The 23,672-nt window shown below is 71.0% G+C and carries 20 protein-coding genes; 4 read left to right on the plus strand and 16 right to left on the minus strand.

Features of this window, described 5'->3' with window-relative positions:
• Positions 1-371: 371 nt before the first annotated feature.
• The 4 genes from tyrS to GVV86_RS06765 form a co-directional block, all read right to left on the minus strand.
• A complete protein-coding gene (gene tyrS / locus GVV86_RS06750; RefSeq protein WP_201291386.1) occupies positions 372-1,700 on the minus strand; it encodes a tyrosine--tRNA ligase in 1,329 nt (442 codons plus the stop codon).
• A 13-nt stretch (positions 1,701-1,713) separates the two neighbouring features.
• Positions 1,714-3,966, minus strand: a complete 2,253-nt coding sequence (locus GVV86_RS06755; RefSeq protein WP_159802225.1) for a HelD family protein — start codon at positions 3,964-3,966, stop codon at positions 1,714-1,716.
• Between the two features lie 62 nt (positions 3,967-4,028).
• Positions 4,029-4,577 carry an adenine phosphoribosyltransferase gene (locus tag GVV86_RS06760; protein WP_159802461.1) on the minus strand — a complete coding sequence of 183 codons (549 nt, stop codon included), beginning with the start codon at positions 4,575-4,577 and terminating at the stop codon, positions 4,029-4,031.
• 2 nt (positions 4,578-4,579) lie between these two features.
• Entirely contained in the window at positions 4,580-5,188 is a 609-nt protein-coding gene (locus GVV86_RS06765) for a DNA-3-methyladenine glycosylase (protein ID WP_159802463.1), read from the minus strand.
• A 175-nt stretch (positions 5,189-5,363) separates the two neighbouring features.
• Here GVV86_RS06765 and GVV86_RS06770 point away from each other — a divergent pair, with 175 nt between their 5' ends.
• Entirely contained in the window at positions 5,364-6,989 is a 1,626-nt protein-coding gene (locus tag GVV86_RS06770) for a DNA-3-methyladenine glycosylase 2 family protein (RefSeq protein WP_159802227.1), read from the plus strand.
• Complete coding sequence (locus GVV86_RS06775) at positions 6,989-7,549, plus strand: methylated-DNA--[protein]-cysteine S-methyltransferase (protein WP_159616212.1); 561 nt, start codon at positions 6,989-6,991, stop codon at positions 7,547-7,549. Before GVV86_RS06770 ends, GVV86_RS06775 begins: the two co-directional genes overlap by 1 nt.
• A gap of 267 nt (positions 7,550-7,816) precedes the next feature.
• On the opposite strand, the gene GVV86_RS06780 is transcribed toward GVV86_RS06775, so the two are convergent.
• The 9 genes from GVV86_RS06780 to argC form a co-directional block, all read right to left on the minus strand.
• Positions 7,817-8,767, minus strand: coding sequence for an SRPBCC domain-containing protein (locus tag GVV86_RS06780; protein ID WP_159802229.1), 951 nt, complete (start codon positions 8,765-8,767; stop codon positions 7,817-7,819).
• Between the two features lie 66 nt (positions 8,768-8,833).
• Positions 8,834-10,273, minus strand: a complete 1,440-nt coding sequence (gene argH, locus GVV86_RS06785) for an argininosuccinate lyase (protein ID WP_159802231.1) — start codon at positions 10,271-10,273, stop codon at positions 8,834-8,836.
• Between the two features lies 1 nt (position 10,274).
• A complete protein-coding gene (locus tag GVV86_RS06790) occupies positions 10,275-11,477 on the minus strand; it encodes an argininosuccinate synthase (protein ID WP_159616085.1) in 1,203 nt (400 codons plus the stop codon).
• Entirely contained in the window at positions 11,474-12,070 is a 597-nt protein-coding gene (locus tag GVV86_RS06795) for an arginine repressor (protein ID WP_246199582.1), read from the minus strand. The genes GVV86_RS06790 and GVV86_RS06795 overlap by 4 nt, the downstream gene beginning before the upstream one ends.
• Positions 12,067-13,023 carry an ornithine carbamoyltransferase gene (gene argF, locus GVV86_RS06800; RefSeq protein WP_159802233.1) on the minus strand — a complete coding sequence of 319 codons (957 nt, stop codon included), beginning with the start codon at positions 13,021-13,023 and terminating at the stop codon, positions 12,067-12,069. Before argF ends, GVV86_RS06795 begins: the two co-directional genes overlap by 4 nt.
• Positions 13,020-14,267, minus strand: coding sequence for an acetylornithine transaminase (locus GVV86_RS06805; RefSeq protein WP_159802235.1), 1,248 nt, complete (start codon positions 14,265-14,267; stop codon positions 13,020-13,022). The genes argF and GVV86_RS06805 overlap by 4 nt, the downstream gene beginning before the upstream one ends.
• A complete protein-coding gene (gene argB / locus GVV86_RS06810; protein WP_246669898.1) occupies positions 14,264-15,211 on the minus strand; it encodes an acetylglutamate kinase in 948 nt (315 codons plus the stop codon). The genes GVV86_RS06805 and argB overlap by 4 nt, the downstream gene beginning before the upstream one ends.
• A 14-nt stretch (positions 15,212-15,225) precedes the next feature.
• The gene (argJ, locus tag GVV86_RS06815; RefSeq protein WP_159616079.1) at positions 15,226-16,395 is read right to left on the minus strand and encodes a bifunctional glutamate N-acetyltransferase/amino-acid acetyltransferase ArgJ; all 1,170 of its coding nucleotides are present in this window, start codon (positions 16,393-16,395) and stop codon (positions 15,226-15,228) included.
• Positions 16,392-17,423 (minus strand): N-acetyl-gamma-glutamyl-phosphate reductase, encoded by a 1,032-nt coding sequence (gene argC / locus GVV86_RS06820; protein WP_159802237.1) that lies wholly within the window; start codon positions 17,421-17,423, stop codon positions 16,392-16,394. The genes argJ and argC overlap by 4 nt, the downstream gene beginning before the upstream one ends.
• Positions 17,424-17,553: 130 nt before the next feature.
• Here argC and GVV86_RS06825 point away from each other — a divergent pair, with 130 nt between their 5' ends.
• On the plus strand, positions 17,554-18,519 hold the full coding sequence (locus GVV86_RS06825; protein ID WP_159802239.1) for a quinone oxidoreductase family protein: 966 nt from the start codon (positions 17,554-17,556) through the stop codon (positions 18,517-18,519).
• A gap of 152 nt (positions 18,520-18,671) precedes the next feature.
• Here the strand turns inward: GVV86_RS06825 and pheT are convergent, their stop codons facing one another.
• Both pheT and pheS read right to left on the minus strand, forming a co-directional pair.
• A complete protein-coding gene (gene pheT / locus GVV86_RS06830; RefSeq protein WP_159802241.1) occupies positions 18,672-21,215 on the minus strand; it encodes a phenylalanine--tRNA ligase subunit beta in 2,544 nt (847 codons plus the stop codon).
• On the minus strand, positions 21,216-22,298 hold the full coding sequence (pheS, locus tag GVV86_RS06835) for a phenylalanine--tRNA ligase subunit alpha (RefSeq protein ID WP_159802243.1): 1,083 nt from the start codon (positions 22,296-22,298) through the stop codon (positions 21,216-21,218). It abuts the gene before it with no gap.
• Positions 22,299-22,443: 145 nt separating this feature from the next.
• On the opposite strand from pheS, the gene GVV86_RS06840 reads away from it, so the two are divergent.
• Positions 22,444-22,887, plus strand: coding sequence for an eCIS core domain-containing protein (locus GVV86_RS06840; RefSeq protein WP_159802245.1), 444 nt, complete (start codon positions 22,444-22,446; stop codon positions 22,885-22,887).
• A gap of 138 nt (positions 22,888-23,025) precedes the next feature.
• Here the strand turns inward: GVV86_RS06840 and pcp are convergent, their stop codons facing one another.
• Entirely contained in the window at positions 23,026-23,664 is a 639-nt protein-coding gene (gene pcp / locus GVV86_RS06845; protein ID WP_159802247.1) for a pyroglutamyl-peptidase I, read from the minus strand.
• Between the last annotated feature and the right edge of the window lie 8 nt (positions 23,665-23,672).

A 23,672-nucleotide genomic window follows, 5' to 3' on the forward strand; every position in this document is an offset into this window, starting at 1 on the left:
AACTTGGCACACTATTGAGTTCTCAAACAACAGGCACTACCGGCACCACACAACCCGACAAAACCAGGCCATCCTCGCTCCGGAGCAACTTCACAAGCCTACCCGCACCCAACCATCCCCGCAAATCCGCTCCCCCGCACCACCACCGGACAACCCAGCACCAGCACAACAGAACCAACCCGCAACAACAGACACCAAACCAAGACCACCCCGGACCCGTGCACAGCACACACCGGAAAAGCCTCAGAAATTTGTGTGGGTTTCGCCGCCCTCACCGGGGCAACTCCATAACTATACGACCCCCACCCACCAAACACAAATCCCCCACCCACCCCCACAAAACCGGCGAAATCCCGGGGTTGGGAGCGGGGTTAGGCCGGTTCGACCTCGACCATGGCGAGAGTCCGCTTGCCCCGGCGAACCAGGGCGTAGCGGCCGTGCAGGAGGGCCTCCGTGCCGATGGCCGCCTCCGGGTCGGTGACCTTGACGTTGTTCACGTAGGCTCCGCCCTCGCTCACGGTCCGGCGGGCGGCCGAATTGCTGGCGGAAAGTCCGCTGGCGGTGAGCAGCTCGACAATGGTGGGCGTTCCGGCGGGAAGGGTGACGGCCGGCAGTTCGGCGGTGGCCGCCGTCAGGGTGGGCTCGTCAAGCTGGCCCAGCTCCCCCTGGCCGAACAGCGCAGCCGAGGCTGCGATCACCTTCTCGGTGGCGTCGGCCCCGTGGATCAGCGAGGTGACGTCATAGGCCAGGGTGCGCTGCGCCTCACGCAGATGCGGCCGTTCGGCGGTGGACTGCTCGAGCGCCTCGATCTCCGCCCGCGTCCGGAAGGTGAACACCTTGAGCCGGTCGATGACATCGGTATCGGCGGTGTTGAGCCAGAACTGGAACATGGCGTAGGGGCTGGTCATGGCGGCGTCGAGCCAGATGGCGTTGCCCTCGCTCTTGCCGAACTTCGTTCCGTCGGAGTTGGTGACCAGGGGCGTGCCGATGGCGTGGACGCTCTTTCCCTCGGCCTTGCGGATCAGTTCGGTTCCGCTGGTGAGGTTGCCCCACTGGTCCGAGCCGCCCGTCTGCAGGACGCACCCGTAGCTGCGGAACAGTTCGAGGAAGTCCATGCCCTGAAGCACCTGATAGCTGAATTCCGCGTAGCTGATGCCCTCGTCGGAATTGAGCCGGGTGGCCACGATGTCCTTCTTGATCATTGTCCCGACCCGGTAGTGCTTGCCGACCTCGCGCAGGAAGTCGATGGCGCTCATCGGCGCGGTCCAGTCGAGGTTGTTGACCATCCGGGCCCCGTTCGGGCCGTCGAAGCTGAGGAAGCGCTGCACCTGCCCCTGGAGGTAGCCGACCCATTCGGCCACCGTCTCCTTGGTATTCATGGTGCGCTCGGCCGTGGGCCGCGGGTCCCCCACGAGCCCGGTGGAACCGCCCACGAGGGCCAGCGGCTTGTGGCCGGCGAGCTGGAGCCGGCGCATCAGCAGCAGCTGCACCAGGTTGCCCAGGTGCAGGCTCGGCGCCGTCGGATCGAAGCCGCAGTAGTAGGTGACCGGGTCTCCGGCCAGGAGCTCTTCAAGCTCGGCCTCGTCCGTCGAGACGTGCACGAGCCCGCGCCAGCGGAGCTCCTGCCACACGTTCGCGAATGTGGGGTCGTTCTGCTGGGCGGTCAGGCCCGGATCTGAGGATTCTTTCGTCTGCGGCACAGGATCCAAATTATCAGCCCTCGATGCCCTCCGGGATCGTGCCGGTCGAGATCAGGCGCAGCCGCTGGGTGGGACGCGTCATCGCCACGTACAGGTCCCCCACGCGGGCGGTGGCCGAATCGAGCATGAGCTGCGGCTCAAGGATGACCACGCCGTCGAACTCAAGGCCCTTGGAACCCCGCGGAGTCAGCAGCACGATGTCCTGGGTGGGGCCTCCGGCCCCGGATCCGACCCGGTCGCCGTACTCGGCCGTCAGGGCCCGCCGGACGTTATCGAGCTGGTCCTCGGGGGCGATGACGGCGAGCAGCCCGCCATCCACGATGTCCAGTTCCTCGGGCACCGCCTGCAGCAGGGCGGGAATCAGATCGGGCACCCGGTCGACGACGGGGGCGAAGCGGCCTTCGCGCACGGCCTTCGGCGCCGAGATCACCAGCCCGGCCGCGGTGGCCATCCGGACGGCGGCCTCGGCGATCTGCGCCGGAGTCCGGTAGTTCACCGTCAGCTCCTCGAGCTGCCATCGATCGCCCACGAACGGTTCGAGCGCCTGGCCCCAGGAGCTCGAACCGGCGGCCGAACTTGTCTGGGCGATGTCCCCGACCACCGTGAATGACTTCACCGGGCAGCGCCGCATGAGCAGGCGCCACTGCATCGGCGAGAGCTCCTGCGCCTCGTCGACGACGATGTGCCCGAAGGCCCAGGTCCGGTCGCCGGCGGCCCGTTCCGCTGCACTGAGCCGCGCCGTGGGGACGGCATTGTGCTGCGCCAGTACCTCGGCGGTGACGACGCCGTCGACACCGGAGTCGACCAGGGACGCGTTGACGTTCTCGAGGGTGCGCTCGGCGTTGGCCAGGTCCCGGCGGCTCTCTGCATCGCGGGCGGCGGTGTCCCTGCCGGCCGAGGCGTCGAGCTCGCCGAGGAGCTCGGCCGCCTCGTCCAGGAGCGGCACATCCGCCTCGGTCCAGGGGGCGTCGGCGGGCCGCAGCAGCAGTGCCCGGTCCGCCTCGCTCCAGTGCGGTGCGGCCGCGGCAAGGTGGGCCGGTTTGCTCAGCAGTTCGGTGATGAGCTTCACCGGCGTGAGCGGCATCCAGGCGAGGTTCAGCGCAATCCGCACGTCCCGGGAGCTGCGCACATCCTCGGCGAGGTAGGCCCTGTCGGCGTTGTTGCCGGGTCCGGAGGAGGCCTCGAGCTGCTCGGTCAGCTGTTCGGTCAGTTCGCGCAGGAGGATCTTGACGAACGTCACGCGGGCTTCATTGTGCGGTTTGCCGGTGGCGCGCGCCCGGTCCCTCGCCCGAGCCACCTGGCGCGGCGTCAGGGTCAGTATGGTGCCTTCCACATTGAGCCGCCGGGGTTCGGGCGGGATGCGCTGGCGGTTGGCGACGGCGTTCCGGATGATCTGCGCCATTTCGAGCCGGCCCTTGAGTGCCGCGGCTCCTTCACTGTGTTCGGGAACGGTGGTGATCCCGGGCATGAGGGTGCCGATGCCTGCCATCACCACGCCCGTCTCGCCGAGCGAGGGCAGTACCCTCTCGATGTACTTCATGAACGCATCGGTCGGTCCGACGAGGAGGACGCCGGCGGACTTGAGCCGGTCCCGGTGCGTATAGAGGAGGTAGGCGGCGCGGTGCAGTGCCACGGCGGTCTTGCCGGTGCCCGGCCCGCCCTGCACGACCGTCACCCCCGACAGCGGTGCCCGGATGATGCGGTCCTGCTCGGCCTGGATCGTGCCGACGATGTCGGACATCTGCCCGGTCCGGCGGGAGTTCAGTGCGGCCAGCAGCGCGCCCTCGCCCTGCAGCGACTCGTCGTTGCTCAGCAGGCCGGCGTCCAGGACGTCGTCCTCGATGGCGACAACGTCGCGCCGGGAGAGGATCAGGTGCCGGCGGCGGCGGACGCCCATCCGCTCGAAGGCCGTCGCCTGGTAGAACGTTCCCGCCTCCGGCGCACGCCAGTCGATCATCAGCTGCTGGAGGTCCTCGGTGGAGAGCCCGATCCGGCCGATGTAGCGTTCCTCGCCGTCGTCGAGGTCGAGGCGCCCGAAGACCAGCCGGTCGTCCACGGCGTTCAGCTGGGCGAGGCGGTCTTCGTACATGGTGGCGAAAGCGTCGCGTTCGGAGCGGTTCTGGTGCGAGCCGGCCGAGGCGCTGCGGCGGACCTCCGCCAGCTGCCGGGCTTTTTCCTCACGCAGCTGGTCGAGCCGCCGGTACAGGCCGTCAACGTACCCGCGCTCGTGCTCAAGTTCGTTCTTGGCGTGGGACGTTTCATGCATGATGGGTTTCCCTCCCGGAAAGGCAGACCGTCAATTCTATCCTGAATAGCGTGCGCAGAACCCTACAGGGTTGACAGCGCGTGCACCCGGCGACCCGGCAGGAGTCCGCGGCCGGCCAGTGCCTCGAGTTCAAGGACAACGCCGCATCCAACCACCTTCGCACCGCCCCGCTCAAAGAGCCGGGCGGCCGCCGCGAGGGTTCCGCCGGTGGCGAGCACGTCGTCGAGCAGGAGCACCCGGGTGCCGGGAGTGACGGCGTCGCGGTGGATCTCCAGGGTCGCCTGGCCGTACTCGAGGTCGTAGGCCTCGGAGTAGACGGCACGCGGCAGTTTGCCGGCCTTCCTGACCGTGACGACCCCGGTTCCGGCGGCATATCCGACGGCAGCCGCGAGCAGGAACCCGCGGGCCTCAATCCCGGCCACCACGTCGAAGATGCCCTGGAACGGTTCGATGAGGGCGTCGATGACGGTGCGGAACGCCGCGGCGTCCGCGAAGACCGGGGTGAGGTCCCGGAAGATGATTCCGGGCAGGGGAAAGTCCGGCACCGGGGCGCAGAGTTTTTCGACGAGGTCGCGTGCGGAACCGGCGCTCTGGGGGGCCTGTGAGCTGATATTCACCCCATCACCTTACGGGCAGCAGGGGGCTTCGCGGGCCGGTACTTGGAGACCGTGGGCTCACCGGGCAGCCAGAAGCGCCATGGGTACTCGGCGCTCCCTCCCGGACCGCTGAGCCCGACGCGCGGACCCGTGGCATACTCCCCGGCCGCTGCGGGCGCCTCGGGCAGCTCGAGGGTCAGCGGGGCGGCGAACAGGTCGGCGCCGTCGAACCGGCGGTCGAGGCCGAGCGCCTGCGCCAGGCGGGCCGGGCCACGGGCCAGGTCGAGGTCGCTTCGGGGCCCTCCGCGGCGGGCCCGGGCCGTCTCGATCCCGTCGACGAGCTCCCCCGCTCGCAGCAGCACGCCCCCGGCGCGGCCGTCGTCCCCGCACACCACGTTGGCGCAGTAGTGCATGCCGTAGGTGAAGTACACGTAGAGGATGCCTGCGGGCCCGTGCAGGGAGGCGTTCCGGGCGGTCCTGCCCCGGAAGGCGTGCGAGCCCGGATCCTCGGCGCCCCGGTAGGCCTCGACCTCGGTGATGCGGACGGTCACCGCTCCGTCTTCGCTCCGATGGGTCAGGAATGCACCCAGCAGCAGAGGTGCCGCTTTCAGGGGGTTCACTGCCAGGCGGCTGCGCGACGGGTGGGAAACTGGCGGGACGGGCGCGGGTGCGCCGGGAGCAGGCAGATGGGCCACAACCAGTTACGGTAGCAAGCCTTCCGCGTCCTCCTCCAACCCGGGGCACGACGGCGATGTCCGATTCCCGCTAGGTTGGGCTGGGGAAAGCTGGGAGGATGAAGCAATGGACTTCTGGCAGCAGTACCGCGCCATCGACGCCCGTGACGTCCGCTTCGACGGGCAGTTCGTCACGGCGGTCTCCAGCACAGGCATTTACTGCAGGCCGTCCTGCCCCGCACGGACCCCGAAACCGGCGAATGTCCGGTTCTACCGCACGTCAGCCGCAGCCCACGAGGCCGGATACCGGGCCTGCAAGCGCTGCCTTCCCGAGGCCGTTCCGGGCACCCCGGAATGGAACCTGCGCTCGGACGTGGCGGCCCGCTCGATGCGGCTGATCGCCGACGGCGAGGTCGACCGCTCGGGCGTCGTCGGCCTGGCCGGAAAGCTCGGGTACTCGACCCGCCAGCTCAACCGCATCCTGCGTGAGGAGCTCGGAGCAGGCCCGCTCGCCCTCGCCCGCGCCACCCGGGCGCAGACCGCGCGGACGCTGCTGACTGCGACGTCGATGAAGCTGTCGGACGTGGCCTTCGCCGCCGGCTTCAGCAGCATCCGCCAGTTCAACGACACGGTGCAGGAGGTCTTCGACCTCACCCCGTCCCAGCTGCGCGGGGCGGATTCCCTCGGCCGGACGGCCCGCCGTCCCGCCGAGAGCCCGGCCGGCGCGGCCGCGCCGGCGTTTCCGGGGCTGGTCCTGACCCTGCCGGTCCGGACCCCCTACGACAACGGCATCTTCGGCTTCCTGGCCGCCCGCGCACTGCCCGGCGTGGAGCAGGGCACCGAGGAAAGCTACGCCCGGCTGGTGCGGCTTCCGGGCGGACAGGGCTGGTTCCGGGCGTTCCCCGTGGGCGGCACGGATGCGCCCGGGGGTCTGCGGGTCGAACTGCGCCTTGAGAGCCTCAGCGACCTGCCCGTGCTCCTGAGCCGGATCCGCAGGCTCTTCGACCTTGATGCCGATCCCACGGCCGTCGACGCCGCCCTGTCGGGCAGCGCTCTGTTCGCGCCGCTGGCGGCAGCGGTGCCTGGAATCCGGCTTCCCGGGGCGGTGGACCCCGCAGAGCTCCTCATCCGGGCGATGATCGGCCAGCAGATCACCGTGGGCGCAGCGAGAACCGCACTCACCTCCCTGGCGGAGGCGGGCACACCGTCGGTGCTGTCCCAACCCGGCTTTGATCGGCTGTTTCCGAATCCGGCGCAGATCGCGGCGGTGGCAGGGAGCGTCCTGCGCGGACCGGCCCGGCGGATCGAAGCGGTGCGGCGCACCGCCGAGGGGCTCGCCGATGGCAGCATCCGCCTCGGCGTGGAGGACGACCTGCAGTCCCTGGCGGACCGGCTGCTTCCCCTTCCCGGGATCGGCCCGTGGACGGTGAACTACGTCGCTATGCGGGTGCTGGGAGCAACCGACATCCACCTCGGAAACGACGCCGCCATCCGGAACGGGTGGGCGGCCCTCACCGGTTCCGGCGGGTCGGCGGCCGGCACGGCGACCAAGGCCGGGGCGGCCGCCGCGCTCTCCGACGCCATGTCCGCCGTCAGCCCCTGGCGTTCCTATGCCACGATGCACCTGTGGCGGGTTGCCGCCGGCGTCCCGGCGCGGGCCTCCGCCGCCCGCCGGGTTCACGCTGCCCGTCCGGGTCCCTCCCCCGATGCTTTCACCCCGGCCCCCTCCAAGGAATCGAAGGACAACCAGTGATGACCTCCCTGACCACCACCATCCCCACCCCGGACGGGCCGTTCACCATCATTGAAGGCGACGGGGTGGTGATTGCCTCGGGCTGGACCGCCGACACGGCTGACCTGACCGGGCAGATCCACGTCAGCCTCAAGCCCGTCTCGATGAGCGCCGCGCCGGCGGAGCTCCGGCGGATCACCGATGCCGTTGACGCCTACTACGACGGCGAGCTCGCGGCGATCCTCGAGGTCCCCGTCCACCAGCTCTCGGGCCCGTTCCGCACCCGCGCCTGGGAGGTGCTGCGCGAGGTGCCGGCGGGCGAGCCGGTCACCTACGCCCAGTACGCGGCGCTGACCGGCAAGGCGACCGCCGTCCGGGCGGCCGCGGCAGCCTGTGCACGCAACGCGGCGGCCCTTTTCGTCCCGTGCCACCGGGTGGTCCGCACCGACGGCACCCTGGGCGGGTTCCGCTGGGGCCTCGAGGTCAAGCGCCGGCTTCTTGACCGGGAAGCCGCCGTGCGCGGCCTCACCCCTGCCGTGTCGGCCACTGCTTCCGGCGCCCAGACGGCCCTCTTCGACTGACCCGTCCGCCGGAAGGGCACCTCTCCAGGCAGGCGCGCAGCTCGCCCCCGTCGAATCGGCAGCTCACCACCCTTCGGTGTCCGCAAAGCGGGGTGATGTGCAGTCTCGACGGGACGGTCAGGCCCCTGTGCGCGGCACCTTCTCGCCGCCCCTCCTCGCCGCCCCTCCCGCCGAATACGCAGCTCACCACCCGTCACGGGCGGCGGAGCGTGGTGAGGTGCAGTTTCGGCGAGGAGGTGCCCACTCGAGCGGCCTGCCTCGGAGTAGTCAGCCCGCGGGCTGCAGTTGGCGCCGGTAGAACTCCTCGAGGACCCGGATCTTGCGCTCGCTCCGGTGGGATGAGCCGCCGGCGAGGTTCACAGCGACCGCGTCGAGGTGGGCATGCCAGCGGGCCATGAGCAGCGGAAGCCCCTCCCTGTCCTCAACGACCGCGCGCACCGTCACCCGGGTGCACTTCTTGCCCTCGCGGGTGAGGTCCACCTCGGCCAGCTCGACGAAGGGCTGGTCCTCGGGATCAGCGGTCAGCGCATCATTGACAAGGAGCAGTTTCCCTTCGTAGCGCCGGTCGAAACGGACAAGCGGCACGCCGTCCTCCTCTTCGAGCACGCCCATGCTGGGTGAGATCGCGTAGCGCCGGCAGTAGGCGTCGCGCAGCTCCATCCAGTCCGTCCCCGGCCCCTGCGCCGGCACGCCCGCCGCCGCCGCCCGCAGGGCCCCGAGCAGCAGCTGCCAGCCCGCCGCTCCCTCGGCCAGGAATTCGTCGGTCTCCGGGTGCAGCCGGAGCTGGAGAAGGGTGCCGCCGTTGCTGGGCAGCACCCGGATCTCGACGATCGATACGAGGCCGAACTCGTCCTCCCAGGTGAACTGCGCGCTGGTGGGCGGGTCGATGTGCACCACGGTGCCGCTGATGGTTCCGCCGTCGAGTTCGAGGGTGAACGCCTTGCCCAGCTTCAGCCCGGGGCTGAGCCGCCCGAGCCAGCGCTCGAGCTTCGGGGGCGAGGTCAGCAGTTCCCACACATACGACCGGGGGTAGTCGAACTGTTCGTCGAAGGCCAGGACGTGATTCCCGTGGACCTGCTCGACGCGTCCGGTGGGATCCGCCCGCCCGGAGCCGCCCGCAGGCATTCCTTCGGGGTGGGTTCGCCCGGGCACGTTCGTCCCGGCGGGGGTTTCGGTGCTGGTGCCTGCGTCCATGGTCCCTCCGGGTGGGTTAGCCACAACCTACTCCGGCTCCGGGCCCGACGGAAGACTCCCCCGGCGGCCCGTCCGGGCCGCCGGGGATCCTCAGGAGGCCCGGGGGCGGGTGAATCCGGCCGCCGCGCGCAGCTCCCGCTCGAGGGCTTCGAGCTGGCGGGCGACGGCGGCCGGAGCGGTTCCGCCCTGGGCGTCCCTGCTGCCGAGGGACCCCTCAACGCTCAGGACCTCCCGGACCCCGGGGGTGAGGTGCGCGGAGATTCCCGCGTACTCCTCGTCGGTGAGACCGTCCAGGTCCACGCCGCGGCCCTCCGCGAGCCGCACGGCCGCGCCGGACAGCTCGTGCGCCTCACGGAAGGGAACCCCCTGCCTCACCAGCCATTCCGCGACGTCGGTGGCCAGCGCGAACCCCTGGGGCGCCAGCGCTGCCATCCGTTCGGTGGAGAAGGTGAGGGTGGCGATCATCCCGGACACCGCCGGCAGCAGGAGCTCAAGGGTGTCGACGGCGTCGAACACCGGCTCCTTGTCCTCCTGGAGGTCCCGATTGTAGGCCAGTGGCAGTCCCTTCAGGGTGGCCAGGAGCCCGGTGAGGTCTCCGATCAGCCGGCCGGCCTTGCCGCGGGCCAGCTCCGCGACATCCGGATTTTTCTTCTGCGGCATGATCGAGGAACCGGTGGAGAAGGAGTCATGAAGCGTCACAAAGGAGAACTCCTTGGTGGCCCAGAGAATGATCTCCTCGCTGATCCGGGACAGGTCGACGCCGATCATCGCCGCGACCCAGGCGAATTCGGCGTAGACGTCCCGTGAGGCGGTCCCGTCGATCGAGTTGTGAGTCGCCGAATCGAACCCGAGGTCGGCGGCCACGGCCTCCGGGTCGAGGCCCAGCGAGGAGCCAGCCAGTGCCCCGGACCCGTAGGGCGAGACGCCCGCGCGCCGGTCCCAGTCCTGCAGCCGCTGCACATCGCGCAGCAGCGCCCAGGCGTGGGCGAGCAGGTGGTGGCTCAGCAGCACCGGCTGGGCGTGCTGCAGGTGGGTGCGCCCCGGCATGGGTGCCTCCGGGTGGGCCCGCGCCTGGCCGACGAGTGCATCGACGACAGCGAGCACGCCGCCGGCGATGACGCGCGCGTGGTCCCGCAGGTACATGCGCCCGAGCGTCGCGACCTGGTCGTTCCGGGACCGGCCGGCGCGCAGCCGGCCCCCCAGCTCCGCGCCCGCCCGCTCGATCAGCCCGCGCTCAAGGGACCCGTGAACGTCCTCGTCCGAGTCCGCCGGGGTGTAGGCCCCGGAGCGGACATCGGCGTCGAGCGCGTCGAGGGCCTTGAGCATCCCGGCCAGCTCACCCTCGGTCAGCAGCCCTGCCCGGTGCAGCACCCGGGCGTGGGCGCGGGAGCCTTCGATGTCGTACACGGCGAGGCGCCAGTCGAAATGTGTCGACTTGCTCAGCGCCGCCAGGGCGTCGGCCGGGCCGCCATCGAACCGGCCGCCCCACAGCGATCCGGTGTTGGTGCTTCCGGTGGCGCTGGCCTCCACCTCAGGCCCCTGCCCGCTGGTCGCGGCCGGAGGCCACCTTCGAGGACAGGCCGAAGATCTCGATGAACCCGCGGGCCATCGACTGGTCGAAGGTGTCTCCGGTGTCGTAGGTGGCCAGGTTGAAGTCGTAGAGCGCGGTCTCGGACCGGCGGCCGGTGACGGTGGCGCGCCCGCCGTGGAGGTCCATGCGGATGTCCCCGTTCACGTACTTCTGGGTGTCCTCGACGAAGGTGTCAAGGGAGCGCTTCAGCGGGGAGAACCACTGGCCGTCGTACACCAGTTCGGTCCAGCGCTGGTCGACGGTCTTCTTGAAGCGGGCCTGCTCGCGCTCCACGGTGACGTTCTCGAGCTCGCGGTGCGCGGCAATGAGTGCCATGGCACCGGGGGCCTCGTAGATCTCCCGGCTCTTGATGCCGACCAGGCGGTCCTCGACGATGTCGATGCGGCCCACGCCCTGGGCGCCGGCCCGGCGGTTGAGCTGTTCGATGGCCTGCAGCGGGGTGACGGGACTGCCGTCGATGGCCACGGGGATGCCGCCGGCGAAGGTGATGATGACCTCATCGGGTGCCGGGGAGGACTCGGGGGCGTCGGTGTAGTCGTAGACGTCCTTGGTGGGCCCGTTCCAGATGTCCTCGAGGAAGCCGGTCTCCACGGCGCGGCCCCACACGTTCTGGTCGATGGAGAACGGATTCTTCTTCGTGGTTTCGATCGGCAGGTTCTTTTCCTCGGCGAAGGCGATGGCCTTGTCGCGGGTCAGCGCGAGGTCGCGCACCGGGGCGATGCACTTCAGGTCCGGGCCGAGGGTCTGGATGCCGACCTCGAAGCGGACCTGGTCGTTGCCCTTGCCGGTGCAGCCGTGCGCCACCGTCGTCGCGCCGAACTCGCGGGCGGCGGCGACGAGGTGCTTGACGATCACCGGGCGGGACAGGGCGGAGACCAGGGGGTAGGCGTCCATGTACAGGGCGTTGGCCTTCAGGGCGGGCATGCAGTACTCGTTGGCGAACTCGTCCCGCGCGTCGGCGACGTAGGCTTCGACGGCGCCGCAGGCGAGGGCGCGCTGCCGGATGTCTTCGAGGGACTCGCCGCCCTGTCCGACGTCGACCGCCACGGCGATCACCTCGGCGCCGGTGGCCTCGGCGATCCAGCCGATGGCCACCGAGGTGTCGAGTCCGCCGGAGTAGGCGAGAACAATGCGTTCGGTCACTGGGTGTGCTCCTTGGGTGAATCCCCGGACACGGCGTCCGGGAGGGGGTTGAGGGGGACGGGGTGGGGCTCGCCCGCGCTGAGGGGGTCGCGGGCATAGTTCAGGAAGCGCTCGGCGACCTCCGCGCCGCCGTTCGGGTCGCGGGTCACGAGCATCACCGTGTCGTCCCCGGCGATGCTGCCGAGGATCGACGGCATAACCGAGTGGTCGATGGCGAGCGCGAGGAAGTTGGCGGCGCCCGGCGGGGTGCGCAGGATGACGAGGTTCGCCGAGGCTTCCGCGGTGACCAGGAGTTCGGCGCACAGTCGAGCGAGGCGCGCGTCGAGGATTTCCTGGGTCAGCCCGGTCTGCGGGGTCCGGCCGCCGCCTTCGCCCGGCACCGCGTACACGAGCGCGCCGTCGCGGCCGCGGATCCGCACGGCACCGAGTTCGACGAGGTCCCTGGAGAGGGTCGCCTGGTTGACCTGGACGCCGTCGGCGGCCAGCAGGGCGGCCAGTTCGGCCTGGGACCGCACGGACTGGGCGGTGAGCAGGGCGGTGATCCGGGCCTGGCGGGCGGTCTTCGTCGCCGGCCGGTGCGACTCGCGGGTCACGGCGATCCGTCTTCCGGTGCCGGGTTGCGCAGCAGCCAGGCCAGGAGCGCCTTCTGCGCGTGCAGCCGGTTCTCGGCTTCGTCCCACACCACCGACTGGGGGCCGTCGATCACGTCGGCGGAGATTTCGTAGCCGCGGTAGGCCGGCAGGCAGTGCAGGACGACGGCGTCGGGCCGGGCCAGGTCCATTGCGGCCGCGTCGACGCCGTAGGGGCGGAACAGCTCGAGCCGGGCCGCCTTCTCCTCCTCCTGGCCCATGGAGACCCACGTGTCGGTGGCGACCACGTCGGCGTTCCGGAGGGCCTCGGCCGGGTTGGTGGTGACGAGCACCGAGCCGCCGGTCGCCGCGGCCCGCTCCCGGGCGGCGTCAACGACGGCTCCGGCGGGCTGGTGGCCCTCGGGGCCGGCGATCCGCACGTGCATGCCGGCGGTGGCCCCGGCGAGCAGGTAGGAGTTGGCCATGTTGTTGGCGGCGTCGCCGAGGTAGGCCAGGGTGAGCCCTGAGAGTTCGCCCTTGCGCTCGCGGATCGTCATGAGGTCCGCGAGCAGCTGGCAGGGGTGGTAGTCGTCGGAGAGGGCGTTGATGACGGGCACCGAGGACGCCGCGGCCATCTCCTCGAGCCCGGCCTGGGCGTAGGTGCGCCACACGACGGCCGCGGTCATGCGTTCGAGGACCTTCGCGGTGTCGGTGATCGACTCCTTGTGCCCGAGCTGGGTTTCCCCGGCGCCGATGATCAGCGGCGAGCCGCCGAGGTCGGCGATGCCTGCCGCGAAGGAGATCCGGGTCCGGGTGGAGGTCTTGTCGAAGATGACGGCCACCGTGCGGCGCCCGTGCTCCCCGCCCGCCAGCGGGGCGAGCGCGTAGGGGTCCTTCTTCAGCTCGTCGGCAAGGTCGAGGACCTCACGCTGCTCCGCGGGACTGAGGTCGGTGTCGACGAGGAAGTGTCGGGTCATGATGCGGCTCCTTGCGCGGTGGTGAGGATGCCGGGGAGGGCCTCCAGGAAGCTGTCGGCCTGCGGGCGGGTGAGGATCAGCGGTGGCGCCAGGCGCAGGGTGCGCTCCGAGGTGCTGTTGATGATGAATCCCGCGTTCAGCGCGGCCTGCACCGCCGCCGGCGCGTAGCCGCCGTCCAGGTCGAACCCGACGAGGAGCCCGGCGCCCCGGGCCTCGACCACCCCGGGCACGGCGGCCAGCCCGGCGCGAAGGTGCTCCCCCAGGTTCCGGGCGTTGTCGAGGGCACCGGTTTCCTCGAGGACGGCGAGGGTGGCAAGGCCCGCGGCGCCGGCGACCGGGTTGCCGCCGAACGTCGTCCCGTGCTGGCCGGCGGTGAGCAGACCGGACGCCGGCCCGTAGGTCATCAGCGCACCGATCGGGAACCCTCCGCCGAGGCCCTTTGCCAGGGTCATGGCATCGGGGACGATTCCCTCGGCCTGGTGGGCGAACCAGGTGCCGGTGCGGCCGATGCCGGTCTGCACCTCGTCGAGGATGAGCAGGGCGCCGTGTTCCGCGGTGGCGGCCCGGGCCCGCCGGAGGTAGCCCGGCGGAAGCGGGCGCACGCCCGCCTCGCCCTGGATCGGCTCGAGGAACACCGCGGCCACCGTGTCGTCGACGGCGTCCAGCAGGGCCTCCGGGTCCCCGAACGGAAGGTGTTCAACTCCCCCCGGGAGCGGCTGGAACGGCTCCCGGTAGGCCGGTTTCGCGGTCAGGGCCAGGGCGCCCATGCTGCGCCCGTGGAAGGCGCCGTCGAGGGCGAGGATCCGGGTGCGGGTGGGCGAGCCGTTCCGGCGGGCCAGCTTGAACGCGGCCTCGGTGGCCTCGGTCCCGGAGTTCGAGAAGAACACCCGGGAACCGTCCGGGGCTCCGGCCAGCGCCAGCAGCTTCTCGGCGAGCGCGATCTGGGTGGGGCTGGTGAAGAAGTTGGACACGTGGCCCAGGGTTGCCAGCTGGGCGGACACCACCGAGGCGACGAACGGGTGGGCATGGCCCAGGGTGTTCACCGCGATCCCGCCGAGCAGGTCGAGGTAGGTGTTGCCGTCCGCGTCCTCGACGGTGCATCCGCTGCCGCGCACGAGGACGCGCTGCGGGGTGCCGAAGACTCCGAGGAGCGACGAGCCGTACCGGGCCAGCCAGTCCGCACCGGACGCCTGGGTGCCCGCTGGTGAGCCGAGCCGCGCCAGGAACTCCGCTCCGCCGCTCATGCCCGGGACTCCGGCAGGTGGGCGGCGGCGTCGGCGGTGACCTGGGTGCCGATTCCTGCATTGGTGAACGTTTCGAGGATCAGGGAATGGGCCAGCCGCCCGTCAATGACGGAGGCGCTCTCCACGCCGTCGTCGACGGCCCGAAGGCAGGCCTTCATCTTCGGAATCATTCCCGCGGCCAGGGAGGGCAGCAGCTCCCGCAGCTCGGCGGCCGGCAGGGAGGAGATCAGCGAGTCCCTGTCGGGCCAGCTGCGGTACAGCCCCTCGACGTCGGTGAGGATGACGAGCCGGGAGGCCCCCAGCGCCGCGGCCAGGGCCGCCGCCGCGGTATCCGCGTTGACGTTGAGCACCTGCCCGGTCCCGGCGCCGTCGCCGTCGGTCTCCGGGGCGACCGTGGAGATCACCGGGATCCGGCCGGCCTCAAGGATGTCAAGGATGGCGCCGGGGTTGACCCCGGTGACCTCCCCTACCAGCCCGAGGTCGATCTCCTGCCCGTCGACGACGGTGCCGGTGCGCCTTGCCTGAAGCAGGCCGCCGTCCTCGCCGCTGAGTCCCACGGCGTAGGGGCCGTGGGCGTTGATTCGACCCACCAGCTGGCGGCCGACCTGCCCGGTGAGCACCATGCGCACCACATCCATGGCCTCGGCGGTGGTGATCCGCAGGCCGCCGGCGAACTCGGATTCGATGCCCAGGCGGCCGAGCATCGAGCTGATCTGCGGACCGCCGCCGTGCACGACGACCGGCCGGACGCCGACGTGGTGCAGGAACACGATGTCCTCGGCGAAGGCGCGGCGCAGGTCGTCGTTGATCATCGCGTTGCCGCCGTACTTGATCACCATGGTGGTGCCGGCGAAGCGCTGGATCCAGGGCAGCGCCTCGACCAGGGCGGCGGCGGTGCCCTGCGCCCGGAGCAGGCCGGCGGCGGAGGCGGCGGAGTGCGTCACGTTCGGTCCTTCGGTCAGCTCGAGTAGGCGGAGTTCTCATGCACGTATTCGTGCGTGAGGTCGTTGGTCCAGATGGTGGCGCTGGCCGTCCCGGCGGCCAGGTCGATCTCCACGGCGACTTCCCGGCCCGACAGGTCGACGAGGTCGCGGGGGTCCCCGATGCCGCCGTTGCGGCAGATCTGCACCCCGTTCATCGACACGTTGAGGCGGTCGGGTTCGAACGCCGCGTCGGTGGTGCCCACGGCCGCCAGGACCCGCCCCCAGTTGGGGTCGTTGCCGAAGATCGCCGTCTTAAAGAGGTTCGAGCGTGCCACCGCGCGCCCCACGGTTTCGGCGTCGGCCTCGGAGGCTGCACGGACCGTGGTGATGGCGATGGTGTGGCTTGCCCCCTCGGCGTCGGTGATCAGCTGGGACGCAAGGTCGAGGCAGACGCCGGTCAGCGCGGAGGTGAACTGGTCCGGATCGGGGGCGACTCCGCTGGCTCCCGAGGAGAGCAGCACCACGGTGTCGTTGGTCGACATGCACCCGTCGGCGTCGGTCCGGTCGAAGCTGACCCGCACGGCGGCCCGCAGCGCTGCGTCGAGCTGTGCCGGGGAGAGCACGGCGTCGGTGGTGAGCACCACCAGCATGGTCGCGAGCCCGGGGGCGAGCATTCCCGCGCCCTTGGCCATTCCCCCGATCGAGTACCCCTCGCTCGCGGTGTCGGGGGACGCCGGATAGCGCGCCTGCTTGGAGACGGTGTCCGTGGTCAGAATGGCCTCGGCGGCGGCTGGGCCTCCGGCGGAGCTGAGGGTTCCGGCCGCCCCGGAGACGCCCGCCAGCAGCTTTTCCATCGGCAGCTGCTCCCCGATGAGCCCGGTGGAGCAGACGAAGACGTCGGCCGCTGAGACGCCCAGCAGGTCCGCCGCGGCCTCGGCCGTGCGGTGGGTGTTGGCGAATCCCTCCGGGCCGGTGCAGGCGTTGGCTCCCCCGGAGTTCAGGACGACGGCGTCGACCCGGCCGTCGGAGACGACCTGGCGCGACCAGAGCACCGGCGCCGCGGCGACCCGGTTGGTGGTGAAGACCGCCGCGGCGTGCTTCAGCGGCCCGTCGTTGACGACGAGGGCTACGTCGGAGCCGCCGGAGGCTTTCAGGCCCGCGGTGACGCCGGCGGCGCGGAAGCCGCCCGGGGTGGTGATGCTCATGGTGCTGTCCCCTGGAGGGTCAGGCCCGCGGTCTCGTCGAGTCCGAGGGCGATGTTCATTGACTGGACGGCCCCGCCGGCAGTCCCCTTGGTGAGGTTGTCGATGACGCAGCTGACGATCACCCGCCCCGCGTGCGCGTCGAAGGCGAGCTGGAGGTTGGCGTAGTTGGAGCCCAGCACCGCCTTCGTGGCCGGCCACTGCCCCTCCGGCAGGAGCCGCACGAAGGGCTCGGCCCCGTAGGCGCCGGCCCAGGCGGCCCGGAGCGCCTCCGCCGGAGTGCCCGGACGCACCCGCGCCGTCGCCGTGGTGAGGATGCCGCGCGCCATCGGGGCGAGGGTCGGGGTGAAGGAGATCCGCACCGCCTCCCCCGCGGCGGCGCTGAGTCCCTGTTCGATCTCCGGAGTGTGCCGGTGGCTTCCGCCGACGCCGTACGGGCTCATTCCGCCCATCACCTCGGAGCCCAGGAGGTGGGCCTTGGCCGCCTTACCCGCCCCCGAGGTGCCCGAGGCCGAGACGATGACGACGTCGTCGGGCTCCAGCAGGCCCGCCGCGAAGCCGGGGACGAGGGCGAGCAGGGCGGAGGTCGGATAGCAGCCGGGCACGGCGATCCGCCGCGCGCCGCGCAGGGCCTCCCGGTGCCCGGGGAGCTCGGGCAGTCCGTACGGCCAGGTCCCTGCGTGCGCGGACCCGTAGAATGCCTCCCACGCGGCGGGGTCCTCGAGGCGGTGGTCCGCTCCGGCGTCGATGACAAGGGTGTCCGGGGACAGCTCGGCGGCGAGGCCGGCGCTCGCACCGTGGGGAAGGGCCAGGAAGACGACGTCGTGCCCGCTGAGCGTCTCGGCCGAGGTCTCCTCGAGGACCCGGTCGGCGAGCGCATGGAGGTGCGGCTGGAGCGCGCCGAGCCGCTCGCCGGCGTTGCTGTGGGCGGTGATGGCGCCGATCGACACCAGCGGATGCGACGCGAGAAGCCGCAGCAGCTCCCCGCCGGCGTACCCGCTGGCTCCCGACACGGCAACTGAAAGACTCATTCCATAAGCATACGGCAGATTTATGCAGACCACCACATAGTTATGCACACAAGCGGAGGCCGGGGTTCGGATGGCGGGAGGAGCGGACCGCGCCTAGCATGAGGGTTTCATCGAACGAACGGAGTCCACCATGGCGAAGGCCATCGTCCTCACCGAGACCGGCGGCCCCGGAGTCCTGTCGACCACCGAGGTGCCGCGCCCGGAACCGCAGGGCACGCAGCTGCTGGTCGAGGTCGCCGCGGCCGGCGTCAACTTCATCGAGACCTACCAGCGCAGCGGCGCCTACCCCCTTGAGCTTCCCTTCCCGCTGGGCGGCGAGGCCGCCGGCGTCGTGGTGGGCCTCGGGACTTCCGCGGCGGGCTTCGCGGTGGGAGACCGGGTGGCCTTCGCCGAAGGCACCGGCACCTATGCCCAGTACGCGCTGGTGGAGGCGGACAAGGCGCTGCCGGTGCCCGACGGCGTGGACCTGGAGACGGCCGCCGCCGCCGCCCTTCAGGGTCTGACGGCGCACTACCTCATCAACTCCACCTTTCCGGTGGCCTCCGGCCAGACCGTGCTGGCCCATGCCGGGGCCGGGGGTGTTGGCCTGCTGTTGATCCAGCTGCTCAAGGCCAGGGGCGCACGGGTGATCACGACGGTGTCCACCGCGGACAAGGAGGAACTGGCACGCGGCGCCGGCGCGGACGAGGTGCTCCGGTATGACGGATTCGCCGGGGCGGTCCGGGAGCTCACCGGCGGCACCGGCGTCGATGTCGTGTACGACGGGGTGGGCAGGAGCACTTTCGACGGTTCGCTGGACTCGCTGCGGGTGCGCGGCACGATGGTCCTCTTCGGGGCGGCGTCGGGTGCGGTCCCCCCGCTGGACCCGCAGCGCCTGAACCGGGGTGGGTCGTTGTTCCTGACCCGGCCGACGCTCGGCCATTACCTGCTCACCGCGGAGGAGCGCCGCTGGCGGGCCGGCGAGTTGTTCGATGCCATCGCCACCGGCGCGCTGAAGGTCCGCATCGGAGCGAGGTATCCCCTGGCGGAGGCCGCGCGCGCCCATGAGGACCTTCAGGCCCGCCGGACCACCGGTAAGGTGCTCCTGATCCCCTGAGCCCCGACAGAGGGCACGCGGGTCACGCCCGGCGGGAACGAAGCAACTCACCGGATCCGCCGGAGGACGACGGCGGCACCGGGTGCAGTCGCGCTGCCTCCGGTGCCGCCGCCGTGCTTAAGCGGTGGTCGTGCCTCAGCGGTGGTCGTGCCTCAGCGCTGGAAGGCGCCGAACCGTTCGGCGGCCACCGCGATGGCAGAGCCGCGGGCGGCACTCGCCTCCTCGGCGGTGAGCGTGCGGTCCGGTGCACGGAAGCGCAGGGCGAAGGCGAGGGATTTCTTCCCCTCGCCAATCCCCAGGCCCGAGTACACGTCGAACAGGCTCAGGTCCTCGAGGAGGTCCCCCGCCCCCTCGCGCAGGGCCTCAAGCACGGCCGAGGACGGGACGTCGTCCCCGACCACCAGCGCCACGTCCTGGGTGGACGCCGGGAAGGCGGAGAGGTCCCGCGCCACGATGACATCCGGGGCCGCCTCGAACAGCAGGTCGGCGTTGATTTCGAGCGCGACGGTCCGGGCCGGAAGGTCCGAGGCCGCCGTGAGCTTCGGGTGGAGTTCTCCCGCGTAGCCAAGGACCTCCCCGCTGCGCAGCCGGATGCGTGCGGTGCGCCCGGGATGGAAGGCCTGGTGCGCGCCCTGCTCAACGACGAGGTCGACGCCGGTGACCTCGCCCATGAGGCGCACGGCATCCACTGCGTCGGCCCAGTCCCAGGCCCGCGGCGCCAGGCCCGGGCCGGCGGGAGCCTCATGGCCGGTGAAGACGGCGGCGACCAGCTGCGGCTGGTACGGGATTCCCTCATAGAGGGCATCGAGCACCCCCTCCGGCGGGCGCACGCCAAGGGGCGGGATGCTCCCTGTGCCCATGGATTCGCCCGGGAGGAACACCAGGCCGGTCTCCATCAGCGCGAGGTCGCGGAACCCGCGGGAGACGTTGCGCCGGACAACGTCCAGCAGTCCCGGCAGCACGGAGGTGCGCAGGTACCCGAGTTCGGCGCTGAGCGGGTTCGCCAGCTTCACGGCCCGGGCCGGCACGCCCTCCTCGGCGGATCCGAAGGTGTCGTTCGAAACCCTGGAGACGAACGGGTAGGAAAGCACCTCCGTGAGCCCGGCGGCGGCGAGGGCGTTCAGGAGGCGGCGGCGCTGCTGCTGCAGGCGGGTGAGCCCGCGCCCCGGAGGCGCCGTCGGCAGCGAGGACGGGATCTTGTCGAAGCCGACGAGCCGAATGATTTCCTCGGTGAGGTCCTCGCGCGTCTCGAGGTCGGGGCGCCAGCTCGGCGGAACCACCTCGTGACCGCCGTCGTGAGCCGTGACAGCGGCGCCGAGGTCCTCAAGGGTGCCGGTGATCTGCTCCGGGGTGAAGTCGAGCCCGATCAGCCGGGCGGGGTAACCCTCCGGCAGGTCGATCCGGCGCGGCTCCGGGGCCGTCCCGACGTCGGTGGCGGTGGTGTCGGGGGTGCCACCGGCGAGCTGGACAATGAGTTCGACGGCGCGCTGGGCCGCGATGTCGGCGACGTGCCAGTCAACGCCGCGCTCGAAGCGCTTCGATGCCTCCGAGGGCAGGCGGTGGCGGCGCCGGGAGCGGCCGATGCTGACCTCCTCGAAGTGTGCCGATTCGATCAGCACGTTCGCCGTCGCTGCGGAGACCTCGGTCGCCGCACCGCCCATCACCCCGGCGATGCCGATCGGCCCGGAGGCGTCGGTGATCAGCAGGTCGCCCGGATCGAGGGCGCGCTCCTTGTCGTCGAGGGTCTTGAGCTTTTCGCCCTCGGTGGCGCGCCGCACCACGATATCGCCGGACAGCCGGTCGAGGTCGTAGAAGTGGAGCGGCTGTCCCAGCTCGAGCATGACGTAGTTGGAGATGTCGACGATCAGCGAGATCGAGCGCATTCCGGCCAGGCGCAGGCGCGCGGCCATCCAGGGCGGGGTGGGCCGGGTCGGATCGACTCCGCGCACGGTGCGCGCCACGAACCGGTCGCAGCCGGGCCGGCCGTAGATCGGGGCCGTATCCTCGAGCCGCACGGGGTACCCGGGACCGGAGGCCTCGGGGACGGTGACGGCGCCGGCCGGGTCGGTGAACCGAGTCCCGGTGGCGTGGGCGTACTCACGGGCAACGCCCCGAAGGGAGAAGGCGTACCCGCGGTCGGGGGTGACATTGATTTCGGCAGCCTCGTCGTACAGCCCGAGCAGCTCCAGTGCGTCGGAGCCCACTTCGGGGTCAAGGCCCACGGTGGAGAGCACCAGGATGCCGTCGTGGTCCTCGCCGATGCCCAGCTCACGCACCGAGGCGATCATGCCGGCCGAGAGGTGGCCATAGGTCTTGCGCGGCGTGATGGCGAAGTTGCCCGGCAGCAGGGCGCCGGGCAGGGTCACGACCACCTTGTCGCCCTCAGCGAAGTTGTGGGCGCCGCAGACGATGCCCTGTACGCCCGAGGGGTCGATGCCCTCACCGGTCAGGCTCTGCTCGGCGCCCTCGGGCACGACGCGCACCTGGCACCAGTTGATGGTCTTGCCGTTGGACTGGGGTTCCTTGACCACGCTGAGCACCTGCCCCACGACGATGGGGCCGCGCAGCTCGTCGGTGGGACGGTGGACAGCCTCCTCCTCGAAGCCCACGGTGACAAGGTCGGCCAGGACGCCTTCCGCTGTGGCGTCGGCGGGCACTGCGGCGAACTCCCGCAGCCATGAAAGGGGGATTCTCACTTAGATCTCCATCCCGAAGTGTTGGCTGAAACGTACGTCGCCCTCGATCATGTCGTGCATGTCGCTGACCTCATTGCGGAACATGAGCGCCCGCTCGATGCCCATGCCGAAGGCGAACCCGGAGTAGACCTCGGGGTCGATCCCGGCAGCGCGCAGCACGTTCGGGTTGACCATGCCGCAGCCGCCCCACTCGATCCACTGCGGGCCGCCCTTGGCTCCGGGGTGCCAGATGTCCAGCTCGGCGCTCGGCTCGGTGAAGGGGAAGTAGTTCGGCCGCAGGCGGACCTTGGCCTCAGCTCCGAAGAGCTGCCGGGTGAAGTGCTCGAGGGTTCCCACGAGGTCGGCCATCGTGAGGCCCTTGTCGATGGCGAGGCCCTCGAACTGGTGGAAGACCGGCGTGTGGGTGGCATCGAGCTCGTCGGTGCGGAAGACCTTCCCCGGGCACAGCACGTAGATGGGCAGCTCCCGTTCAAGCATGGAGCGCACCTGCACCGGGGAGGTGTGGGTGCGCAGCACCAGGTGGGCGCTGGGCGGCTCGACGAAGAACGTGTCCTGCATTTCGCGCGCCGGGTGGTCCGGCTTGAAGTTCAGGGCGTCGAAATTGAACCACTCCGACTCGAGCTCCGGGCCCTCGGCGATCTCCCAGCCCATCCCGACGAAAACGTCGGTGACGCGTTCCTGCAGGGTGGACAGCGGGTGCCGGGCGCCCATCCGCCGCCGCCGCGGGGCGGCGGTGACGTCGACGGCCTCCTCGACAAGGATCCGGGCGTCGCGTTCGGCTTCGAGTTCGAGGGTGCGGGCGGCGAGCGCGGCGTTGATCCTGCCGCGGGCCGGGCCGATGTTCTTGCCGGCGGCGGCCTTCTGGTCCTTGGCGAGGGCGCCGATACCGCGGTTGGCCAGGCTGAGGGCCGACTTCTCCCCGGCGTGCGCAATCCGGACCGCCTTGAGGGCATCGAGGGTGTCGGCCGCTGCGATGTCGGCCAGGGCCCGGTCGACCGCCGCGGAGACGGCCGCGGCATCAAGGGGGTCGGGGATTTCGGCGCCGGGGCTCCCGGCCCCGACTTGCTCGTGGGAGTTAGACATCGGGATGGCTTACCTAGCACTCTCGTTTGCGGGTCCGGCGGACGCAGGAAGCCTGCGGAGCCGATCGGGGAAGTTCCGGGAGCAGCGGTTGATCACGAACTTCCCGGCATGGCCAGTCTAATTGAACGGGAACTAGGATATCCGCATGAGCTCCGGCGGCGCAGTGGCCAGCGCCCTGAACTGGCTGAACCTCTCGACCCCCTGCGCGCTGCTGCTCGCCCGGGCCAGAGGGTGCACCCTCTCGCCCGGGCCCGGCGGGATCATCATCGCCGAGGGCTGGACCGGCCGGCTGCCGATTGCCGGGGCCTTCACCGTGGGAAGCGTCGTGTTCCTGCGCGGTCCCCGCTCACGGGCGGGAAAGGCCCTGCTCACCCACGAGGCCCGGCACAGCCTGCAGTACGCGGCCTGCCTTGGGCTGCCCTTCCTTCCAATGTATTTCGCCGCCGCCGCGTGGTCGGTGCTGCGCACCGGGGATCCCGCCTCGCTCAACCCCTTCGAACGCCATGCGGGCCTGGCCGACGGCGGCTACCGGCAGCGGCCCGTGCGCAGCCTGCGGTCCGCGGCGGCCGCGGCGATCCGACGGCGCTGACGGCACGGGCGACGCCGCGCGCCCGGCTGCGGCCCGGACGGCGCGTTCGCCGGCCGTCCGCGGTCAAGACCGGCCGTGACGGAATCCAGCCACCCCCGGCGGAAGTCCTCCGGAGCCGGCCGCCTCTAGAATTTCGGGCTAGTGTTCGGCGCCGGCAGGGAGTTCGATGTCGACGGGGTTTTCAAGCGCCGTGACGGCGATGAGGGCGAGCGCCGTCGCCATTCGGCCGACGTCGAGGCCGGGTTGGCCGTGAACGGCACCCTGGCCGGTCGAGTACGGCACGTGGATGAACCCGCCGGCGATGTTCTCCCGCGCGGCGAGCAGGTCCATCAGGGCGTAGAAGAGGAAGTTGCACACATAGGTGCCGGCCGTTTGGGAAACCTCCGCAGGAATCCCCGCCCCGGTCAGCCGTGCCAGTGCCGCCTTGATCGGGAGGGAGGTGAAGTACGCCGCCGGCCCCCCGTCCCGCACCGGGCGGTCGACGGGCTGCTCCCCCCGGTTGTCCGGGATGCGCGCATCGACGAGGTTGATCGCCACGCGCTCCAGCGAGATGGCGCTCCGGCCTCCCGCCTGCCCCGTGCACAGCACGAGCCGGGGCTGGAACTGCTCCAGCGCGGCGGCGAGTACCAGGGGAGCCTCGGCGAAGGAACACGGCAGTTCGACCGCAGCGGCCTCGTATCCCTCGGACGCCAGCCGGTCGGCGGCGCCGCGGGCCGCCGTCCACGAGGGATTGACGGCCTCGCCGCCGAAAGGCTCGAAGCCGGTGAGGAGGATCATGAAACCAG

This window comes from Arthrobacter zhaoguopingii, assembly GCF_009828595.1.
Classification (GTDB): domain Bacteria; phylum Actinomycetota; class Actinomycetes; order Actinomycetales; family Micrococcaceae; genus Arthrobacter_D; species Arthrobacter_D zhaoguopingii.

Coding starts and splice junctions, on each gene's coding strand:
- GVV86_RS06755 (WP_159802225.1), bottom strand. CDS start 3,966: ATGCATGAAACGTCCCACGCCAAGAACGAACTTGAGCACGAGCGCGGG.
- GVV86_RS06770 (WP_159802227.1), top strand. CDS start 5,364: ATGGACTTCTGGCAGCAGTACCGCGCCATCGACGCCCGTGACGTCCGC.
- GVV86_RS06775 (WP_159616212.1), top strand. CDS start 6,989: ATGACCTCCCTGACCACCACCATCCCCACCCCGGACGGGCCGTTCACC.
- argF (WP_159802233.1), bottom strand. CDS start 13,023: ATGACCCGACACTTCCTCGTCGACACCGACCTCAGTCCCGCGGAGCAG.
- GVV86_RS06805 (WP_159802235.1), bottom strand. CDS start 14,267: ATGAGCGGCGGAGCGGAGTTCCTGGCGCGGCTCGGCTCACCAGCGGGC.
- argJ (WP_159616079.1), bottom strand. CDS start 16,395: ATGAGCATCACCACCCCGGGCGGCTTCCGCGCCGCCGGCGTCACCGCG.
- argC (WP_159802237.1), bottom strand. CDS start 17,423: ATGAGTCTTTCAGTTGCCGTGTCGGGAGCCAGCGGGTACGCCGGCGGG.
- GVV86_RS06825 (WP_159802239.1), top strand. CDS start 17,554: ATGGCGAAGGCCATCGTCCTCACCGAGACCGGCGGCCCCGGAGTCCTG.
- pheS (WP_159802243.1), bottom strand. CDS start 22,298: ATGTCTAACTCCCACGAGCAAGTCGGGGCCGGGAGCCCCGGCGCCGAA.
- GVV86_RS06840 (WP_159802245.1), top strand. CDS start 22,444: ATGAGCTCCGGCGGCGCAGTGGCCAGCGCCCTGAACTGGCTGAACCTC.
- pcp (WP_159802247.1), bottom strand. CDS start 23,664: ATGATCCTCCTCACCGGCTTCGAGCCTTTCGGCGGCGAGGCCGTCAAT.